General features: G+C 72.9%; 11 protein-coding genes. All 11 read right to left on the bottom strand.

From position 1 onward, the window contains the following. Window positions 1–2 precede the first annotated feature (2 nt). Window positions 3–1,277 (bottom strand): cation:proton antiporter, encoded by a 1,275-nt coding sequence (locus ACSP50_RS30240; protein ID WP_014693104.1) that lies wholly within the window; start codon window positions 1,275–1,277, stop codon window positions 3–5. Further along, on the bottom strand, window positions 1,274–2,533 hold the full coding sequence (locus tag ACSP50_RS30245) for an NAD(P)/FAD-dependent oxidoreductase (protein ID WP_014693105.1): 1,260 nt from the start codon (window positions 2,531–2,533) through the stop codon (window positions 1,274–1,276). Before ACSP50_RS30245 ends, ACSP50_RS30240 begins: the two co-directional genes overlap by 4 nt. A 188-nt stretch (window positions 2,534–2,721) precedes the next feature. Continuing rightward, window positions 2,722–4,326: a radical SAM protein gene (locus ACSP50_RS30250; protein ID WP_014693106.1), complete on the bottom strand. Its 1,605-nt coding sequence runs from the start codon at window positions 4,324–4,326 to the stop codon at window positions 2,722–2,724. A 104-nt stretch (window positions 4,327–4,430) separates the two neighbouring features. Continuing rightward, complete coding sequence (locus tag ACSP50_RS30255) at window positions 4,431–6,296, bottom strand: AfsR/SARP family transcriptional regulator (RefSeq protein WP_014693107.1); 1,866 nt, start codon at window positions 6,294–6,296, stop codon at window positions 4,431–4,433. 40 nt (window positions 6,297–6,336) lie between these two features. Beyond that, window positions 6,337–7,647 carry a salicylate synthase gene (locus ACSP50_RS30260; RefSeq protein ID WP_014693108.1) on the bottom strand — a complete coding sequence of 437 codons (1,311 nt, stop codon included), beginning with the start codon at window positions 7,645–7,647 and terminating at the stop codon, window positions 6,337–6,339. Beyond that, window positions 7,644–9,278 carry a (2,3-dihydroxybenzoyl)adenylate synthase gene (locus tag ACSP50_RS30265; protein WP_014693109.1) on the bottom strand — a complete coding sequence of 545 codons (1,635 nt, stop codon included), beginning with the start codon at window positions 9,276–9,278 and terminating at the stop codon, window positions 7,644–7,646. Before ACSP50_RS30265 ends, ACSP50_RS30260 begins: the two co-directional genes overlap by 4 nt. A gap of 47 nt (window positions 9,279–9,325) precedes the next feature. Next, window positions 9,326–10,135, bottom strand: coding sequence for a thioesterase II family protein (locus ACSP50_RS30270; RefSeq protein ID WP_014693110.1), 810 nt, complete (start codon window positions 10,133–10,135; stop codon window positions 9,326–9,328). Window positions 10,136–10,171: 36 nt separating this feature from the next. After that, on the bottom strand, window positions 10,172–14,470 hold the full coding sequence (locus ACSP50_RS30275; protein ID WP_052311770.1) for a non-ribosomal peptide synthetase: 4,299 nt from the start codon (window positions 14,468–14,470) through the stop codon (window positions 10,172–10,174). 200 nt (window positions 14,471–14,670) lie between these two features. Continuing rightward, the gene (locus ACSP50_RS30280; protein WP_014693112.1) at window positions 14,671–16,380 is read right to left on the bottom strand and encodes an ABC transporter ATP-binding protein; all 1,710 of its coding nucleotides are present in this window, start codon (window positions 16,378–16,380) and stop codon (window positions 14,671–14,673) included. Beyond that, window positions 16,377–18,221 carry an ABC transporter ATP-binding protein gene (locus tag ACSP50_RS30285; RefSeq protein WP_198149516.1) on the bottom strand — a complete coding sequence of 615 codons (1,845 nt, stop codon included), beginning with the start codon at window positions 18,219–18,221 and terminating at the stop codon, window positions 16,377–16,379. The genes ACSP50_RS30280 and ACSP50_RS30285 overlap by 4 nt, the downstream gene beginning before the upstream one ends. Then, on the bottom strand, window positions 18,152–19,684 hold the full coding sequence (locus ACSP50_RS30290; protein ID WP_014693114.1) for a DHA2 family efflux MFS transporter permease subunit: 1,533 nt from the start codon (window positions 19,682–19,684) through the stop codon (window positions 18,152–18,154). The genes ACSP50_RS30285 and ACSP50_RS30290 overlap by 70 nt, the downstream gene beginning before the upstream one ends. Between the last annotated feature and the right edge of the window lie 53 nt (window positions 19,685–19,737).

A 19,737-nucleotide genomic window follows, 5' to 3' on the forward strand; every position in this document is an offset into this window, starting at 1 on the left:
GGTCAGCCGGCGCGGCCGGCCGCGCCGGACAGCGCGGGGGACGCGGCCGGGGCCGGGACGGTGATCTCGACGGGCTTGCGGTAGACCAGGGCCAGCAGTGGTCCGGTCATCGCGGTGGTGACCAATGCCATGACCACCATCAGCGAGTAGAGGCCGCCGTCGAGCAGGCCGAGCTGGAGCCCGACGCCCAGGATGATGAGCTCGGTGAGGCCTCGGGTGTTCATCAGGACCGCCAGCGCCGCCGACGGCCGGGCGGCCAGGCCCTGCGTGCGGGCGCCGAGGTAGGCGCCGGCGAACTTGCCGGCGATCGCCACGACCAGGATCGCGCCCAGTTCGAGGAACGCGGTGACGCCCAGGTGGCTCAGGTCGACCTGCAGGCCGGCCACGACGAAGTAGACCGGCAGCAGCAGCGCGGTGACCCGCCCGACCTGACGCAACAGACCGTCGCGCAGCCCACGGGCCCCCTCACGGGGCATGACCAGCCCGAACATGAAGGCGCCGAAGAGATAGTGCAGGCCCATCACCTCGGTCGCCGCGCCGCTGAGCAGCGCCCCGATCACCACCACGCCGAAGCGCAGCGGCGACGGCTCCCCCGGGTCGGCGCCGGCCCGGGCGGACAGCAGCCAGCGGCGGGCCAGCGGGCGCACCACGAACGCCAGGAACGCGGCGAAGGGCAGGATCAGCGCCACCCGCCAGTGCTGTCCGGGACCGCCGGTGAACGCCTGCACGCCGGCCAGCGCGGCCCAGGCGATCACGTCGACGAGCGCGGCCACGGCCAGTGCCACCCCGCCGACCGCGGTCGTCGCGAGCCCGCGGTCGCTGAGGATGCGGGCCAGCACCGGGAAGGCGGTCACCGAAACGGCCAAACCGACGAAGAGCACGTATCCGGTCGGGCTCGCCGTGCGGTGGCCGGACAGCAGTGTCCCGGCGAGTCCGGCGCCGAGCAGGAACGGCACGAGCATCGAGCCCAGGGCGCACAGCGCGGTGGCCCGTCCCCGGCCGCGCAGGACGTGGTGCTCGACCTCCACCCCGACGCCGAACATGAACAGCAGCACACCCAGGGCAGCCATCGCGCCCAGCAGTGGCCGGACGCCGCCGGGGAAGAGCGTGGCGGACAGCCGGCCGTGCAGCAGGGTGGGGCCGAGCAGGATGCCCGCGACGATCTCGCCGATCACCGGCGGCTGGCGCACCAGGACGGCGAGCCGCCCCAACCCCTGGGCGAGGAGCAGGATGAGGGCCAGGTCGACGAAGAGCAGCTGCACCTGGGTGCTGCTCATCGCCCGTCGTCCGCGGCGATCAGGTCGCTGAGGTCGATGTGGAACATCGCGTGTTTGCCGCTCATTCCGGAGATCAGCGTGACGAAGTCCTGCGACGGCTTGTTCTTCTGCTCCGGATCAACCATTTCCTGCGCCAGGCTGTGATAAAACTCCTTATATTTCGTACGGTCGTAGAACCGCTCGACGAATGTCCGGATCTCGTCGAAGAAATTCGAGTACGCGGTGGCGTACCGGTCCAGTGCCTTCTCCTCGATCTCCGGGTGCTCGATGATCTGGTCGACGATTTTCGCGAGGGTGCTGCCGGCCAGCGTGGCCAGGGCGACACCGGTCGAGAACAGCGGGTCGACGAAGGCTGCCGCGTCACCGACGAGAACCCATCCGTCGCCGTAGAAACGGTCGCTGTGATAGGACCAGTCCCGGGCCGTCCGGAATCCGGCCGAGCGCCGCCCGGGCGCGAGCATCTTCTTCAGCTTGGTGGTGCGCTCGACCTGCTCGCGGAAGATCTGCTCGAGCTTCTGGTCGCCCTCGCCGGCCATGGACGCGCGCGTCACGTAGCCGACGCTGATCGTGCCCTTGTCGATCGGGATCCCCCAGAACCATCCCTCGTCGAGGCCCTCGATGAGGATGTTGGTGTACTCGTCGCCGGGCAGCCGCTCGCAGTTGTCGAAGTAGGTCCAGACGGCGACGTTGCGCAGTTCGTCGTGCCACTTCACGCCGGTCTGCCGGCGGCCGATCACCCGGGCCTGCCCGGAGGCGTCGACGACCAGCCGGGCCCGGGCCTCGACGAGGCCGTCGCCGCCACGCAGCGCGTAGCGGACGCCGGTGACCCGGCCGTCGACATCGATCGTCTCGCGGACCGTGGCGTCCTCGACGACGCAGGCGCCCAGCTCACGGGCCCGGTCGAGGATCAGCGCGTCCAGGTCGGCGCGACGGGTGTGGTAGGCGTACTCGTACCCGCCCTCGATGAACGAGAACTGCCACGGCACCTGCTCGTTGCCCCAGATGAGGGTGCCGCCGTACTTGCGCTCGAAGCCGCGGGCGTCCATCCGCTCGGTCAGCCCGAGCTCCTTCATCGGGCGCATGAAGGCGGGGATCAGCGACTCCCCGACGTGGTAGCGCGGGAACCGCTCGCGATCGAGGACCAGGACGCTGTGCCCCCGCTGGGCGAGCAGACCGGCCGTGGTCGCACCGGCCGGCCCACCGCCGATGACGATGACGTCGAATTCGTCGGGGACTCCGAATAGCTGGGAGGACATCGAGACCGACCTTCCTGATGGCGAACAGACCGGGCGCGGATTCCGCCTTCGATCCACGTACGTCTTCATCTTGGTCGCTTCCGCTGTCGTCTCTCTGGAGGCCTTCTGGACGGTTTCTGGGGTGCCTCGATGCGGCAAAAAAGAGCGGGCGCCGGTGGCATCCGGCGCCCGCGCGTGGTTCTTTTCCGCTATATCGCGTCCCGGCACAGCGTCCGGGAATCGTCGGTCCGTTCGATGCCGAGGTCGCGCAGTTTGCCGAGTTCGTCGTTGACGACCTTCGCCGCCTGGGCGACGTCGGGATAGTCGACCGGTGCCATCGCCATCCGTTCCACGCACTTCTCGACCCGGATGTTGGTCAAACGGTCCCGGTGCGGCATGAGCCAGTGCTGGAAGGAGTGCTGCCACAGGTGCAGCACGGCCGTCTCGCTGCCGTGGCGCACCCGGTCGAGGGTCTCCTTCTGCAACCGGGACGCCTCGGCGCTGTCCATGCCGACGTGGGACCACGCGGCGGTCGGATCGGTCGGGTCGTCGGAGACGATGCGCAGCTCGTCGCGGTCCTGCCAGAGCGGCATCGTCTCGTCGGTGATCGAGAACCTGCTGAGCGCGAAGTGACCGACGTACTCGTCGACCAGGAAGTCGCTGGTGTCGGCGAACGCCTCGGGGGTCTCCCCCGGGTAGCCGACGATGAAGAAGACGTAATAGCCGACGTCGCTGCGGCTCAGCAACTCACCGGCCCGCCGGTTCTGCCGTACGCTCACCCGCTTGCTCATCCGTTTGAGCGTCTCGTCGTTCATCGACTCGAAGCCGATGTGCAGTTGCCGGCACCGCGACCGGGCCAGGTTCTCCACCAGCTCGGGCGAGTTGATGGTGTTGGCCCGGCTGAAGCCCTCCCACGGCGGCGTCTCGGCGCCGGGCAGCAACTCCAGCAGGCGACGCAGGCGTGTCGGCGGGACCGTGAAGGTCGAGTCCATCGCCGAGATCATCTTGGCGTCGTTGTGCGCGGCGTACGCCGTCCAGTCGTGCACGATCTTCTCGGCCGACTTGTACCGCCACTTCGGCGACGCGGCCGGGAACGAGCAGAACTTGCAGTCGAACGGACAACCGCGCATCGACTCGTAGGGGACGATCGGCGCCGAGCCGCTCACCGTCGGGGACGGAAAGAGCTCCATGTCGACGTACGCGAGGGGATTGATCTGGATCCGGGGCCCGTCGCGCCAGACCACGTTGGGGATGCCGTCGAGCGTGGCTGCGGCCTGCAGGGCGTCGAGCACCCGGGGCAGGCTCTCCTCGGCGTCGCCGCGGACCACCGCGATCACCTCGGGGTGATCGCGCATCACCGGCATGAACTTCAGGTTCGTGTACTGGCCGCCCATCACCACCGGGGTGTCGGGCACGTGCGTGGCGATCCACTTCAGCGCGGTGGCCACGATCCCTTCGTTCCAGATGAAGGTCGAGGAGAGCAGCACCACGTCGATGTCACCGGAAGGTGGCCGGGCCTGCGACGTCCACACCTCCTCCAGCGGCACCCGCACGAAGTCGTGGCCGCTGGCGGCCAGGATCGAGGTGAGGGTGACCGAGGTCAGGTGCGGCACCGAGTCGGGGCGGGGGCGCAGCAGTGCGTACCGGCGCCCACCCTTCTCGAAGGCCAGCTGGTTCACGTCCAGGTCGGGGTGCCCGGCCCGCTGCAGCACCTGCGTCGCCCGTGGGCCGCGGTCCCCCTCCAGCAGCGACCCGGAGAGGTATCCCGAGTTGAGGTTGGCGGGGCCGAGCCCACTCATCAGCAAGACACGCATGTATGCCGCTCCCGTTCTCGCGCACGTCCCGTTCCGGCCTGACCAGCCTGGCATCGACGTCTGTAGGGCCTATGGTTTCGCTCTGTACCTCCCGCACCGTCCGCTCAGGACGCCCGCTCCCGGCCGGCATCGCCTGCACACTCCCGGGCGTAGAGGGCCACCAGGTTGTTGAGCCGGTACTCGCCCGGGCCGGCCTCCTCGATCAGCCGGTTGTCGGCCAGCACGGTCAGCTGCTGCTGCACCTGCTGCCGGGGAGCGCCGGTGACCGCGCTGGCGAAGGTGGCGGTGATCGTCTCGCGCCGGGCGGCGCCCAGACTCCGCAGCATCCGGGCGGCGTCGTCCGGCAGTGCCTGGAAGGAGACGTCCAGCGCCGCCCGCAGGCTGGTCGAGGCATCGTCGGCGACGGCCAGCCGGTCCAGCCGGCTGGGCTCGGCGACGTAACGTTCGAGCAGCTCGGCCGGGGGATGGCCGGGATCGGTGGCGAACGCGTTGGCGGCCAGCCGCAGCGCGAGCGGAAGATGCCCGCACAGGTGCGCCAGGCGCCGGGTGATCGGGCTGTCCGGGCGCATCCGCTCCCGCCCGGCCAGGTGCGCCAGCAGTTCGGCCGACACCTCCGGATCGAGCGGCCGGATGGGCACCCGGTGCGCCCCGTCGCGGGCGACCAGGCCGCTGAGCCGGACCCGGCTCGTCACCAGAACGCACGACGAACCGCGCGGAAGCAGGGGCCGGACCTGGTCGGCGCTGCGGGCGTCGTCCAGCACGATCAGCAGACGCCGTGCGTGCACCAGGCTCTGGTAGTGCGCGATCCGCCCGACCAGGTCATCGGGGATGCGCGCGTCCTGCACGCCGAGACTGCGCAGCAGGAACAGCAGGCACTCGGCCGGGCCGGCGGGCGCGCTGGCCGGGTCGGTGCCGCGCAGGTCGACGAAGAGCTGACCGTCCGGGAAGGACCCGCCGATGCGCTTGGCCAGCTCCAGCGCGAAGGCGGTCTTGCCCACCCCGGGTGGCCCGTCGACCACGGCGAGCCGGACCGCTCCCTCGTCCCCGTCCGCGCGCAGCAGCTCGCGGCTGAGCAGGGCCAGTTCCTCGTCGCGCCCGGCGAACCCGGACGGCACGGCCGGCAACTGCACCGGTGGCGCCGCCGGGAGCGGTGGAACCACGGCGACCGGGGTGCTCGGCGGCGCGGCGGCGGCGCCCAGGGCCGGGTCGCTGACCAGGATCTGGCGGTGCAGCTCACGCAGCTCCGGGCTGGGGTCGATGCCGAGCTCGTCGCGCAGCAGCTCACAGGTCTCGCGGAAGACCCGCAGCGCATGCGCCTGCCGGCCGGACCGATAGAGGCTGATCATCAGGGAGCCCCGCAGCCGTTCGCGCAGCGGGTCCTCGCCGATCGCCTCGGTCAGCCAGCCGACCGCCTCGGTGTGGCGGCCCGCGTCGAGCAGGCACGCGGCGTGGTCCTCGGCCGCGGTCAGGCGCAGGTCCTGCAACCGGCTGCGCTCCAGCGCGGCGAACGGGCCGGGCACGCCGCCGAACGCCTCGCCGCGCCACAGCTTGAGAGCGGCCTCGAACGTCTCCACCGCCCCGGTCACGTCGCCGCCGCCGCGCAGCTGGCGGGCCTCGCCGATCATCTGGGTGAAGAGCGCGGTGTCGACGGCCCGCGCGTCGGTCTGCAACGAGTAGCCGCCGACCGCCGAGACCAGCACCTCGCCGGTCTGCCGCCGGCTGCGGCTGGGCTCGAGCACCCGTCGCAGACCCGCCACGTAGGTGTGCACGCCGTTGGCCGCGGTCTGCGGGATGTCGGATCCCCAGACCGCGTCGGCGATCTGTTCGACGCCGACGACCTCGCCCGCCCGGCTGGCCAGCAGCCCCAGCACGGCACGCTGTTTCGGCGGGCCCAGGTGCACGGCCTGGCCGTCGCGCCAGGCCCGGACCGGCCCCAGCAACTCGATGTGGATGTTCGTCCCCGTGGACACTTGCGATCACCTCTTGACGACGAAATGCGGCCGAGCCGCCTCAGCCTTCGCTGACCACGAGATAACCGGCGATGCAGCCGAGTTTCTCGCGGGTCTCCTCCAGTTCACGTTCCGGCCGGGACTGCCCGACGACGCCGGCGCCGGCCCGCAGCCAGGTCACCCCGTCCCGTGAGTACGCGCTGCGCAGCACCAGAGCGGCGTCCATGGTCCCGTCCGCGCCGACGGTCACCACCGCTCCCGCGTACGGCCCCCGCCGCTGGCCCTCGAGCCGACTGATCGCCTCGTAGGCGGCCTGCTTGGGCACCCCCGAGGCGGTGACCGCGGGGAACACGGCGGCCAGAGCCGACCAAGCGTCCCGGCCCTCGGCCAGCCGGCCGGTCACCTGCGAGCCCAGGTGCTGGACCGAGCCGCGCTCCTTCACCGCCATGAACTCCGACACCGCGATGGTGTCCGGCCGGCACGGCTCGTGCAGCTCCTCGACGGCGACCCGGACCGAGATCGCGTGCTCGTGGATCTCCTTGGGGTCGGTGCGCAGTTGATGGCGCAGCCGCTCGTCGGTCTCGGCGTCGCCGGACAGCGCCCGGGTGCCGGCCAGCGGCTGGCTCACCACCGTGCCGTCGGCATCGACGCTCAGCACGATCTCCGGACTGAAGCCGAAGACCTGCAGACCGCGCATGTCGAGCAGGAACGAGCGGGCCGGCGTGTTGCGGCGGCGCCCGACCTCGAAGCTCGCCGGGAAGTCGATCTTCTCGGGCACGCCGATCACCCGGGACAGCACGGCCTTCTCCAGCTTTCCGGCCCGGATGTCGCCGACCAGGGTGGCCACGGCGTCCTGGTACTCGGCGGTGCCGGCGCCCAGGTCGACCCGGGCGCGTCCGGCGGCCCGGCCGGCCCGGCGCACCGGCGTGGTGAGCCGGCGCTCCACCAGGGCGAGGTCCTCGGCGGTGAGGCCGCGCACGGTGGCCTGCGTCCCCCGCAGCCGCGTCTCGACGGTGGGGATCAGGAAGTGGGCGAGCACGTCCTCCGGGGGCTCCAGGCCGGCGATCGCCGCGCCCAGCTCGAAGGCGCACCAGCCGTACGCCCGCCAGCCGGCCAGGGGCAGCCCGTCGAGGAAGCGGCGCACCGGCACGAGCGGGTCGTCGTCCCACGGCGTCTCGGTGACCTGTCCGTCGTGGACGCACCGCACCGTCCGCGGCCCGACCACGACCTCGGCGGCCCAGCCGCCGGCGACGTACCAGCCGTCCGGCGCCTCGTAGACGACGTAGTCGTCGAACAGGTCGGCCACTGCGAGGGCGCAGGCGATCGGCTCGTCGCTCGTCTCGATCACCGCGGTTCGATAGTGCCTGGTCATCGGGCTCCTCCTCCGGTCGTCTGCACGGCGGCGCGCGCCGCGAGGGCCTTCTTGTCGATCTTGCCGACGGCGGTGAGCGGCAAGCGGTCCAGCACGACGAGGCGGTCCGGCAGCTTGAAGGCGGCCACCCCGCGCTCGCTCAGGGCGCCCCGGATCTCGTGCAGCTCCGGTGCGCCCTGCGACTCCCGGGCGACGATGCAGGCGCAGGTCAGCTCGCCCATGTCCGGGTCGGGCACGGCCACGACGGCGGCGCCGGCCACCGCCGGCAGCGTGGTCAGCAGCTCCTCCAGCTCCTGCGCGGGCACCTTCTCGCCGCCCCGGTTGACGACGTCGTTGATCCGTCCGACCACCTCCAGGTGACCGGTGCGCCGGGCCCGGACGACGTCGCCGGTCCGGAAGAACCCGTCCTCGGTGAAGCGGACCCGGTCGACCTCGGGCGCCCGGTAGTAGCCGCGCAGTGTGTACGGCCCCCGGGTGAGCAGCTCGCCGGGCTCGCCCGGGGCGACCTCCGTGCCGTCCGGCGCGACGATCCTGATCTCGTCGGCCGGGGAGAGCGGGCGGCCCTGGGTGGTGAGCACCAGCTCCGGCGGGTCGTCGAGGCGCGTGAAGTTGAGCAGCCCCTCGGCCATCCCGAAGACCTGCTGCAGGCGGCAGCCGAGGCCGCCGACGACCCGGCCCGCCGTCACCGGATCCAGGCGCGCGCCGCCGACCTGGAGCACCTCCAGCGAGGAGAGGTCGTCCGGCAGCCACTCGACGGCTTCCAGCCAGAGCGGCACCATCGGCGGCACCAGGGCGGTCAGGGTCACGCCCGCCGACGCGATCAGCGGGAAGCAGTCGTCCGGCGCCGGCGACGGCGCCAGCACGGCCACGCCGCCGGCGCGCAGCACCCCGAGCACGCCCGGGCAGCCCAGCGGGAAGTTGTGTCCGACGGGCAACGCCGCCAGCACCCGGCTGTCCGGGCCCACGCCGCAGACCTCGGCGCTGGCGCGCAGTTGGTACGCGTAATCCGCATGGGTGCGCGGGATCAGCTTGGGCTTGCCCGTGGTGCCGCCGGAGAGCAGGAACATCGCCACGTCGCCGGGGGCCGGCGGGGTGATCGGCCGTGGCTCGGCGTCGACGTCGGCGAGCGCGGTGAAGTCGCCGGGCGCACCGGCCACGAAGACCTCGGTGAGCGTCGAGGTCCGCCGCACAACCTCGGCCGCCATGGCCCGGAAGTCGTGACCGAGGAGCACGTCGGCGCACAGATACGCCCGGGCGCCGGACGCCTCGACCAGGTCGACGATCTCCATGGTGCGGTGTGCGGGCAGCGCGAAGACCGGCAGTGCGCCGATCCGCAGCAGCGCGAGGATGCACACGACCAGGTCGACGTCGTTGGGTAGCTGGACGACGACCCGGTCGGCACGTCCGATGCCGCGGTCGAGCAGGCCGGCCGCGCGGCGGTCGGCCGCCCGGTCGAGTTCGGCGTAGGTCATCGTGCGCCCGGCGGTCACCACGGCGGGGCGGCCGGCGCGGCCGGGGTCACCGGCCGGCCATCGACCGAGGACCTCGTCGGTCCAGTAACCCGCCTGCCGATAGGCGACGGTGATCTCGTCGGGCCAGGGAACACAGTTTTCGAGCACGCGGCTGTCCATCTCTGTGCAGGGTCGATCCGAGGAGGAGAGGGTTCAGTGCGGTGCGATCAGGGCGCGAAGGTTGGGGACACGGTGGCACCGACCGCCGCGCGCACGGCGGACATGACCCGGGCCAGCGCCGGGCCGCCGGGGTCCAGCAGCGTGAAGTGATCGCCCGGCAGCACGTACGTCTGGAAACTGCCGGTGGTGACCGCACGCCAGGCCTGGACCTCGTCCGCGTCGGCCTCCGGGTCGTCGACGGCGCGCAGCGCCGTGACCGGAATGCCGAGCGGGCGGTGGACCGGTGGCCGATAGGTCTCGATCACCCGGTAGTCGCTGCGGATCGCCGGGAGCAGCGCACCGAGCAGCGCCCGGTCGCGCAGCACGGCCTCGCCGGTGCCCCGCAGCCGGGTCAGATCCGCGATCAGCTCGTCGTCACCGGCCGTGTGCAGGCTGGTACGGCGCAGGCGCCCGGGTCCGGGCTGGCCGGAGACGACCAGCCCGGCCGGCGGGTCACCCAGAGCCGTGAGCCGGCACGCGAGCTCGTACGCCACCGAGGCACCCATGCTGTGCCCGAACAGGACGGTCGGTCGGCGCGCGGGTGAACCGCGGTCGGCCACGACTGCCGGGAGCAGTTCGGCGACCAGGGCGGACATCGCCTCGTGAGGCGGCTCGCCGTAGCGGTCCTCCCGACCCGGATACTGGGCCACGAGGATCTCCACATCCCACGGTGCGTCCACCGACCACCGGCGGAACTGGCTGGCCGACCCGCCCGCGTGCGGCAGGCAGACGAGTCGGGCCCGGGCGTGCGGGCGGACGGCGTATCGGCGCAGCGGTCCCTGCGCCGCGCGCGCAGCGGTTTCTTCGGTCGTTGTCATGAATCCCCCATGTACGGACAGAAGGTGACCCGGCGGCTAGAGCACGCCGGATTCCGTCTCTTCGGTGGCACCGGCGCCGGAGCGCTCGATGATCAGGCGGGCCATGCCGGCCACCGTCGGCGCCCGCAGAACGTCGACCATCGGCAGGGTCGTGCCGAACGTCGCCCGGATGTCGGCGAGCATCCGGGTGGCCAGCACGCTGTCGCCGCCGGCCTGGAAGAAGTTGTCGTGGCGGCCCACCGTGTCCCGCCCGAGCGAGCGCCGCCACAGTCCGGCGACGGCCTCCTCGAGGTGTCCCCGTGGCGCCGCGGACTCGGCCGCCGGTACCGGGGTGGCCGCGGCCAGCCGCAGCGCGGCGCCCCGATCCACCTTGCCGTTGGCACTCAGCGGCAGGGCCGGCACCACCACCAGCCGGGCCGGCACCATGTGACCGGGCAGGCGCGTCGCGACCCAGTCCAGGACCCGGCCGGCGGCCACGACCGGGGCGGTCTCGTCGAGGCAGCCCGTGATCAGGGCCACGCCGTTGCCGGGGCACACGATCTCGCATGCGGTGAACCCGGCCGTGGCGAACCCGGCCAGCCACGACGCGACCGGCGGGGCGGCCCGCCGCGGACCCGGGCCGCGCAGCAGCGGACCGAGCACCAGCGCGGACGGGCTGTCCTCGGCGCCGGCCACGACGAGCACCCGGGCGCCGGGGCGCAGCATGGGCCGCAGACCGGCCAGTGCCTCGGCCGGTGAGGTGATCGCGAACGTGTCGTTGATCAGCCCGATGTCGGCGCGGTGCAGCAGGTCGTCCGGCACCGTCGTGCCGTCCTCGCCACGGATCGTGGCCGTACCGGCGAGCCGGGCCCGGGCGGCCGCCGGCACCTCCGGGAAGCGGCTGACCGTCACGTAGGTCGTGCCCTCGCCGCGGGTGCCGCCGGCCAGCAGCAGGTCGGCCGTGCGACCGCCGTGCGCGGCGTACTCCACGACCAGACCGGCCGCGCCGGGCGCGGTGACGGCCGCGCCGACCACCTCACCGGCCGCCCGCAGGCAGTCGGCGACGCCGGGCAGGTCCACGCCTTCGGGCGAGAGCGCCGGGTCGTCCAGCAGGGCCGCCGGGTCGGCCGTGCCCGCGAGCACCGCGGCCAGCAGCGGACGGGCCCGGTCGAGCGACGCCGTCCCGGCGTCGCCGGGCGTCGCGTCCGCCCGGTGCAGCTCGTCGATCACTCCGGCCTCGACCCGGGCGCAGCCCCGCTCGGACAGCAGCTCGAGCCACGCGTGCAGCGCGTCCCGATGCCGCGCGGACACGGGCAGGCCCGCGATCGGCGTCGGCTGGTCGCTCGCCCCGAGGTCGGCCAGCAGCGCGGTGAGCACGGCCGCGGCCGCGTCCCGGCCGCCCGCGGTGGGCTCCGCGGCCGGGCCCGGCGACGGTGTCGGGCCGGTCACCGGAGTCTCCTCGACCACCAGGGCGGACAGCCGGTGATTGCGCTCGCCGTCGGCGACCACGACGGCCCGCGCGACGCTCGGGTGGGCCACGAGCGCCGCTTCGACCTCGCCGAGCTCGACCCGGAAGCCGTTGACCTTGATCTGCTGGTCGGCGCGCCCGAGGAATTCCAGAGTGCCGTCGGGCCAGTAGCGGCCCAGGTCGCCGGTGCGATACCAGCGTTGCCCGTCCCGGTGGACGAAGCGCCGGGCGGTCTGCTCCGGGTCGCCCCGGTAGCCCTCCGCGACGCCGTCCCCGCCGATCCACAGCTCGCCGGGCACCCAGTCGGGGCAGTCGCGGCCGGCCGGATCGACCACGCGGTAGCTCTGGTTGCGCAGCGGTGTGCCGTACGGAATGGAGCGCCAGTGCGCCGGGACCGACTCCACCACCCAGGCATTCGACCAGATCGCCGCCTCGGTGGCGCCGCCGAGCGCGACCAGCCGGCACCGGCCGCCGGTCTGCTTGGCCAGGCGCTCGGGCAGGTCCAGCCCGACCCAGTCGCCCGAGAGCAGGGCGAGCCGCAGCGTCGCGGGCAGTGGATCCGGTTCGGCCGCGGTCAGCAGCATGTCCATCAGGGCGGGCACCGAGTTCCAGACGGTCACCTGGTGCCGGGCGCAGAGCCGCAGCCAGCCGGCGGCGTCGCGGCGCTCGTCCTCCGCCACCAGCGCCACCGCCCCACCGACCGCCAGCAGACCGAAGATGTCCCAGACGGACAGGTCGAAGTCGAGCGCGGACACGGCCAGGACGCGGTCGTCCTCCCGGAGGGCGAAGCGCTCGTTGACCTCCTCCACCGTGTTGACGGCCGCACGGTGGCTGACCTCCACGCCCTTGGGCTCGCCGGTCGAGCCGGAGGTGAAGATGACATACGCCGTGTCGCCGGGCTCGCCGGCCACCGGCGCGACGGGCCGCTCGCGCAGCGCCTCGGCGATCGGCAGCGTGGCGCCGTCCGCGGCGCCCGGGCCGGCGGTGAGCACCGCCGCGGCCCCGCACACGGCGGCGATCCGGTCGCGGCGCGCCGCCGGCTGGTCGACGCCGACCGGCACATACGCCGCGCCGGCGGCGAGCACGCCCAGGACCGCCGCGATCTGATCCGCCCCCTTGGGCGCACTCACCAGCACGGTGTCGCCGCGGCCGACACCCCGGGCTCGCAGGGCGGCGCCGATCCGGCACGCCCGGTCGGCGAGCTCGCCGTAGGTCAGGCAGCCGTCGTGGCCCCCGAGCAGCGCCGGCCGCCCGGGGTCTCGCGCCGCCCGGGCGAAGAACCCGTCGTGCAACCGGAGCCCGCTGTGCGCGCGGACGGCTCCGTTGACCTCGGCGCGGCGCGACCGGGTGCTCTCCGGCAGGCCGATCGCCGGCTCCCCGGCCCACTCGGCGGTGACCAGCGACCGCAGCAAGCCGGCGTACGCGTCCTGCATGTGGTCGAGCAGGCCGACCGGGAAGAGGTCCTCGACGGCGTCCCAGGCGATCGTCAGCCCGCCGTCGTGGTCGAGGTAGACCTGGTTGTCGAGCCAGACCTGCGGGGTCTGGGACAGCATGAACGTGAAGTCACCGAACCGCTCGGCGAAGGCGGGCGGCACCAGCGGCGCGTCCACGTTGCAGGCGAACACCACCGGCGCGGTCCGCGGCGATTCCGGGTCGGCGCGCAGCATGTCGCGCAGAACCTCGACACCGCTGTAGGCGCTGTGATCGAGGTCGGCGTGCAGGCGTCGCTGGATCGCCCGGGCGCGCCCGGCGAAGTCGCCGGCGGCGTCGAGGTCGACGTCGAGCAGGGTGAGGCTGGTGAAGTCGGCGATCAGGTGGGGGACGTCCGGGTGGACCTCGCGATCCCGGTCGAAGAGTGGGATGTTGACCAGGAACCGCCGGTCGCCGCTCCAGCGCGAGAGGACCTCGGCGTAGGCGGTCAGCAGCAGGGTGGCCGGGGTGACTCCGCAGGCCGCGGCGCGCTGTCCCAGCGCCGCCCATTCCGGTGGGCTCAATCGCCGGATCCGCCGGGTGAACCGGGTGGTGTCCAGCCGGCCGGGCTCGATCGCGAGGGGAAGGCGTGGCCCGCCCGGCAGGTCGGCCAGCCGGGCGTGCCAGTAGTCGCGGGCCGAGGCCCGGGCCGGCGCGTCGCCCGCGGCACGGCGGCGCAGGTAGCCGGCGAAGGTGAGGCTCAGCTCGGGTGGCCGCCGCCCGTCGTAGAGCGCGGCCAGGTCGGCCAGCAGCACCCGGATGCTCTGCACGTCGCAGACCAGCAGGTCGACGTCGAAATGCAGCCGGTCCATGCCGGGCAGGCGGCTGACCTGCAGGTCGACGACCTCGCCGCGGGACACCGCGAACCGCCGGTACGACAAGCCCTCCCGAAGCCGGCGCAGCGCCGCCCCGGCTTCGGCCGGCGTGCTCGATCGTAGGTCGTGCACCTCGGGGCCGGACCAGCCCGACTCGGCGGCGATCGTCTGGGTGCCGTCCCCGGCGAACACCGCGCGCAGCATCGGGTGCCGCGCGAGCAGGGCGCGGAAGGCCTCGCCCAGCCGCGCGACGTCCAGGTCACGCGTCTCGAACTCGAGATAGGCGTGGCACCCGACACCACCGAGCGGCTGGTCGTCGCCGCGACCCACCCAGTACGCCTGCTGCACCGGTGTCAGCGTGAACGGCACGTCGCCGGCGGGCTCGTCGCCCGCCGGCTCCCGGTCCGCCGCCGGTTCCGCGGGGGGATCGTCGCCCAGCAGCCGGGCCCACGCGGTGATGGTCGGATCGGCGGCCAGCTCGGCGAAGCCGACCGTCCGGCCCGCCCGCCGCAGCCGCCCGACGAGCCGCATCAGGTGCAACGACTGCAGTCCGAGCTCGATCAGTGACGTGCCGTCGGTGTCGGGGGTCAGCGACCTGCCCAATAGTGTCGAGGCGAAGGCTCGTAAATCGTCGGCAGCACCTTGTGAATAAGAGCTCCGATCGATGGTATCGCTGTTTTCGGAAAGCGCGGAATTCGTCGGCATCCGGGACCTCCTTTAGATGTCTCGCCCCTACGGAGCGGTGACTCTAACCTGGCCCAGACTAGCCTAGTAGTAGAGATTTATAAATGGCTTGACACTTTTTAACAGTGCCTCATATGCGTCATGTTCCAAAAATTCGCATACCGGCCTCCCTGCGCGAGCAGCTCGTCATGGGTCCCCGACTCGACGATAGTCCCCTCCTCAACGAAATAGACGCGGTCGACATGCCGCACGGTACGCAGACGGTGCGCCACCATGACCACCGTGCGGCCGACCATGAGACCGTCCAACGCACTTTGAACTGCTACTTCACTGACCGGGTCGAGCGCTGCGGTGGGCTCGTCGAGCAGCAGCACGGGTGCGTCCTTCAGCAGCGCACGCGCGATCGAAACGCGTTGACGCTCGCCACCGGACAACGCCGCGCCACCCTCGCCGACCCGGGTGTCCCAGCCCTGCGGAAGACGCTCGATCACCTCCGTCAAATGCGCTGACCGGGCCGCCGCGGAAAGCTCTTCGCTGGTGGCTTCGGGTCGGCCCATCCGCACGTTATCCGCGATCGTCCCGTCGAAAAGATACACATCTTGAAACACGATGGAAACGTTCTGCGCGAGCTGCCCGGACGCCAGCGTTTTGAGATCGTTTCCACCGAGTCTGACGCTTCCCGAATATGGATCATGGAACCGGGCGATGAGCTGCAGAATGGTGCTCTTGCCGGCGCCGGACGGGCCGACGAACGCCACGCGTGCCCCCTTCGGGACGACGGCCGAGACGCCGTGCAGCACCTCGCGGCCATCACGCCGGAAGGTGACGTCGTCGAGTTCGAGATCACCGGCGCGCACCGCGACCGGCTCGGCCGGCTCGTGCAGCGTGGGAGTGGACAGCACTCCGTCGATCCGTTCCAGCTCCTCCCGCGAGTTGCGCATCTGGCCGGCGAGGTCGGACAGCGACAGCAGCGGGTCGACGCACCGGGTGGCCAGGATCAGCGCGACCAGCAGGTCGACCGTCGCGATCCGCCCGCCGAGGGCCAGGTCCGCGCCGAGCACGAGCAGCGCGGTCAGCCCGGCCTGGACCGTGAGCGACAGCGCCAGCACCCCGGGGATCGCCCTGATCGCGGCCCGGCGCCCGGTGCGCTGCTGCTCGACCAGCGCGGAGTCGAGCAATCCGAAGCCACGGCCGGTGGTGCCGCCCATCCGCAGCACCGGCTGGGCCCGGACATACTCCACGACCCGGCTCGCGGCCTCGTCGGCACTGATCGAGCGCTCCCGATCGAGGCTCGCGGTGGTCCGGCCGGTCCAGACCTGGGCCAGCAGGATCAGCGGTGCGGTCAGCACCGCGGCCAGCGCCAGCCGCCAGTCGACGAGGAAGAGCACGAGCGCGACGGTCGCCGGGGTCAGCACGGCGCTGATCATCGGCTGCAGCCGGTGGGCGGGCACCGCCATCGTGGACAGCACCCCGCGACTGGTGAGCATGCCGACCTCGCCGAGCCGGCGGCGGGTGAACCAGCCGAGCGGCAAACGGGCCAGGTGGTCGCCGAGGCGGTGGTGCAGTCCCCGGGACAGCGCGGCGCCGGTGGCGAAGCCGGCGACGTCGCTGCGGAACCGCAGCAGCAGGGCGACCACCGTCGCACCGGCGAACGCGCCCAGCCACGGCAAGGCGCCCGATGTGTCGCCGGCCAGCAATGCCCGCAGCAGCGGGATCAGCAGCGCGTAGGCCAGGCCCTCGGCGATCGACGCGATCGCCATCAGGGCGATCGCCCGGTGCAGCGGGCGCGCATAGTCGGGTCCGAGGATGCGCGACAGCAGGGTGATCACAGTACGGTTCCTCTCTGCGGCGCGGTCGCCACCCCGGTGGCGTCCTCCTGCTGGGCGCGCCACATGCCGGCGAGCAGCCCGTCGGCGGCGAGCAGTTCGTCGAAGGTGCCGCGCTCGGCGACCCGGCCCTCGGACAGGACCAGGACCAGGTCGGCGTCGCGGATCGTCGCCAGCCGGTGAGCGATCACCACCCGGGTACGGCCCTGCCCGGCGCGGTCGATCGCCGCGCGGGTCGCCGCCTCGGTCACCGGGTCGGCGAACGCGGTCGCCTCGTCCAGGACCAGCACCGGCGCGTCGAGCAGCAGGGCCCGGGCGACCGAGACGCGCTGCGCCTCGCCGCCGGACAGCCCGGCGTCCTCGCCCACCACCGAGTCGTAGCCGCGGGGCAGGCTGCCCAGATGGTCGTCGACACCCGCCGCGCGGGCCGCGGCCACCACCTCGTCGCGCCCGGCCGACGACGAGGCCAGCGCGATGTTGTCGGCCACGCTGGTGCGCAGCAGGCGCACGTCCTGCGGCACGAACGCGATCCGCCGGTAGAGCGCCGACGGCTCGATGTCGCGCAGATCCACGCCGCCGAGCCGGACCGATCCGGTGGTCGGGGTCAGGAAGCCGAGCAGCAGCTGCGCGATCGTGGACTTGCCGGCCCCGGACGGACCGACCAGGGCCACCTTGCTGCCGGGCGGGATGACCACGTCGAGGTGGTGCAGCACGGGGTGCTCCTCGTCGTAGGCGAACCCGACGTCACGCAGCTCGATGAGGTGGCCGTCGGGCAGCCGCGGCGCCGCGGGACGCGGGGCGGGCGGCTCGGCCAGTACCGCCCCGATCCGGCCGGCCGCCCGGCGGGCCGCGTTGACGTTGTCGAGGCCGTGGGCCAGCGCGGCGACCGGCGCGGTCAGGGCCAGCGACAGCAGCAGGAACGGCAGCAGGTCGGCCGGTGCCAGGGCACCCGCACCGATCATCGCGGCGCCGCCGGTCAGCACGGTCAGCAGCACCACCATCGGCGACAGCACCAGCGTGGCCAGGGACGCGAGCCAGGCCGCGCTGCCCACCCAGCGCAGGAAGAGCCGGGCGAAGTCGTCAGCGGCGCCGACGAAGCGGTGGTGGGCACGGCCACCCCCGCCGAATGTCTTCACCACCGCGATGCCCTCGACGAACTCGACCGCTGCGACCGCGATGCGCCCCATCGCCGCGTCCACCTCCTGCTCGTCGCGCTTGCGTCGCTCGGTGGACAGCGCCCGGCGCAGGACGAGCCCGACCAGGACCGGGACGAGCGCCACGAGCGTCATCCGCCAGTCGACGGCGGCCAGGTAGACCAGGGCGAGGCCGGGGACCACCACCGCCGAGGTCAGTTCGCCGGGGGTGTGCGCGACCAGCGTGTGCAGGTCGTTGACGTCGTTCTGGACGATCTGGTTGAGGCCGCCCGCGCTCTGGCGGGAGAACCAGCTCATCGGCACGGCGGTCAGGTGACGCGCCAGCAGCCGGCGCAACGACAGCTGGAGGCTGCTGTCGGCGGCGTGCGCGACGGCCGAGGCCAGTGCCCCGGCGACCAGCCGGACCAGCAGGCCGGCCGCACCGGCCGCCACGACGAGCCAGACCCGGTGCCGGTCGGGGGCGTGCGGGGCGAGCAGCTCGCGGCCGAGCTCGACGACGGCCAGGTAGGGCACGACGCCGCCGACGGCGCTGACGGTCTGCAGGAGCAGGGCGCCCAGCAGTTGGTAGCGGTGCGGCCGGAGCAGTGGCCAGAGGCCGGTCGGCGGGGTCATCGGCACCGTCACCTCGGCTCGGTCACGGACGAGGCGGCGTCGAGCGGGGGCGACCCAGCGGGCGCGTTCGTCGGCCACGGGGAAGACGACGACGCGCCGCGCTGGGCCGCTGGCTCGCCGGCCGGGACGCCGGCGGCCCGCTTACCGGGGAGCACGATCAGGGCCACCAGTGCGGCGGCCAGCAGTAGGGCGCCGGACAGGCTCAGGCCGATCCCGAATCCGCTGGTCAGCGCCTCCAGAGGCGGGTCACCGGCGGCGAGCCGGGCATCGGTGCGCGACGCCTGCGCGGTCACCAGGGCGGCCAGGCCGAGGGCGCCGCCGATCTGCCGGGAGCTGTTGAGCACCGCCGAGGCCATGCCGGCCTCGTGCCGCGGGAGGCCACCGACCGCGGCGCCGGTGAGCGGCACGAAGGACAGGCCCATGCCCAGCCCGGTGAGCAGCGAGGGGCCCAGCAGGTCGGTGAGGAAGCCGCCGTCGGCGTCGAGGGCGCCGAACCACGCGAACCCGGCGGCGGCCAGCAGGCCGCCGGTCACCAGCAGAGGTTTGGGCCCGAGCCGGGGAACCAGCCGGGTGGAGATGTTGATCGCCACGACCACGGTGAGGGTGAGCGGCAGAAAGGCCGCGCCGGCGCGGGCCGCGTCCAGATGCAGGACGTCCTGCAGGTAGAGCGAGATGAAGTAGAACGCCGCGAACTGGCCCGCGCAGAGCAGGAGGATGAACAGGTTGGCGCCGGCGACGTTGCGCTTGGCCAGCAGGCCGAGCCGGATGAGTGGATCACTCTTGATCCCGCGGGCCTCCCAGAGCAGGAAGAGCACGATCAGCAGTACGGCGATGCCCAGGGTGACCAGGGTGGTCGCGGAGGCCCAGCCGTAGTGGTCGGTGCGCAGCAACCCGAGCACGAGCGCACCGACGCCGCCGGTGACCAGCACCGCGCCGGGCACGTCCAGTGTGCGGCGGGGCCCGGAGCTGAGCTGCCCGCCCGGGACGCCGATCAGGGCGAGCACCACGACGCAGGCGGCCATCGGGACGTTGACCAGCATCACCCACCGCCACCCGGCGAACTGGGTGAGCAGACCGCCACTGAGCACACCGGCGGCGCCGCCCACGGCCGAGACCGCGGCGTAGACGCCGAGGGCGCGGGTGCGTTCCCGGCCCTCGCGCTGGGTGAGGGTGAGCAGGGCGAGCGCCGCCGGGGCCATCAGGGCGGCGCCCATGCCCTGCACCGCCCGTGCCGCGATCAGCTGCCAGGGCGCCTGCGCCAGGCCGCCGGCCAGCGACGCGAGGGCGAACAGCGCCGTGCCGGACAGCAGGATCCGGCGCTGTCCGAACAGGTCGGCGGCCCGGCCGCCGAGCATCAGCAGACCGCCGAACAGCAGGGCGTAGACGTTGACGACCCAGGGCAGCTGGGTCGGCTCGAACCCCAGGTCACCGCCGAGCGACGGCAGGGCCACATTCACGATGGTCATGTCCAGCGTGACCATGAACTGGGCCAGGGCGACGGCGGCGAGAGCCCCGCCCCTCTTCGGCTCCAACTGAGCCATGCGCACTCCCTCATCGTTTTCTTACACACAAGTTATACGCGTAAGATAAGTCT

Origin of the sequence: Actinoplanes sp. SE50/110, assembly GCF_900119315.1 — a bacterium.
Lineage (GTDB): Bacteria > Actinomycetota > Actinomycetes > Mycobacteriales > Micromonosporaceae > Actinoplanes.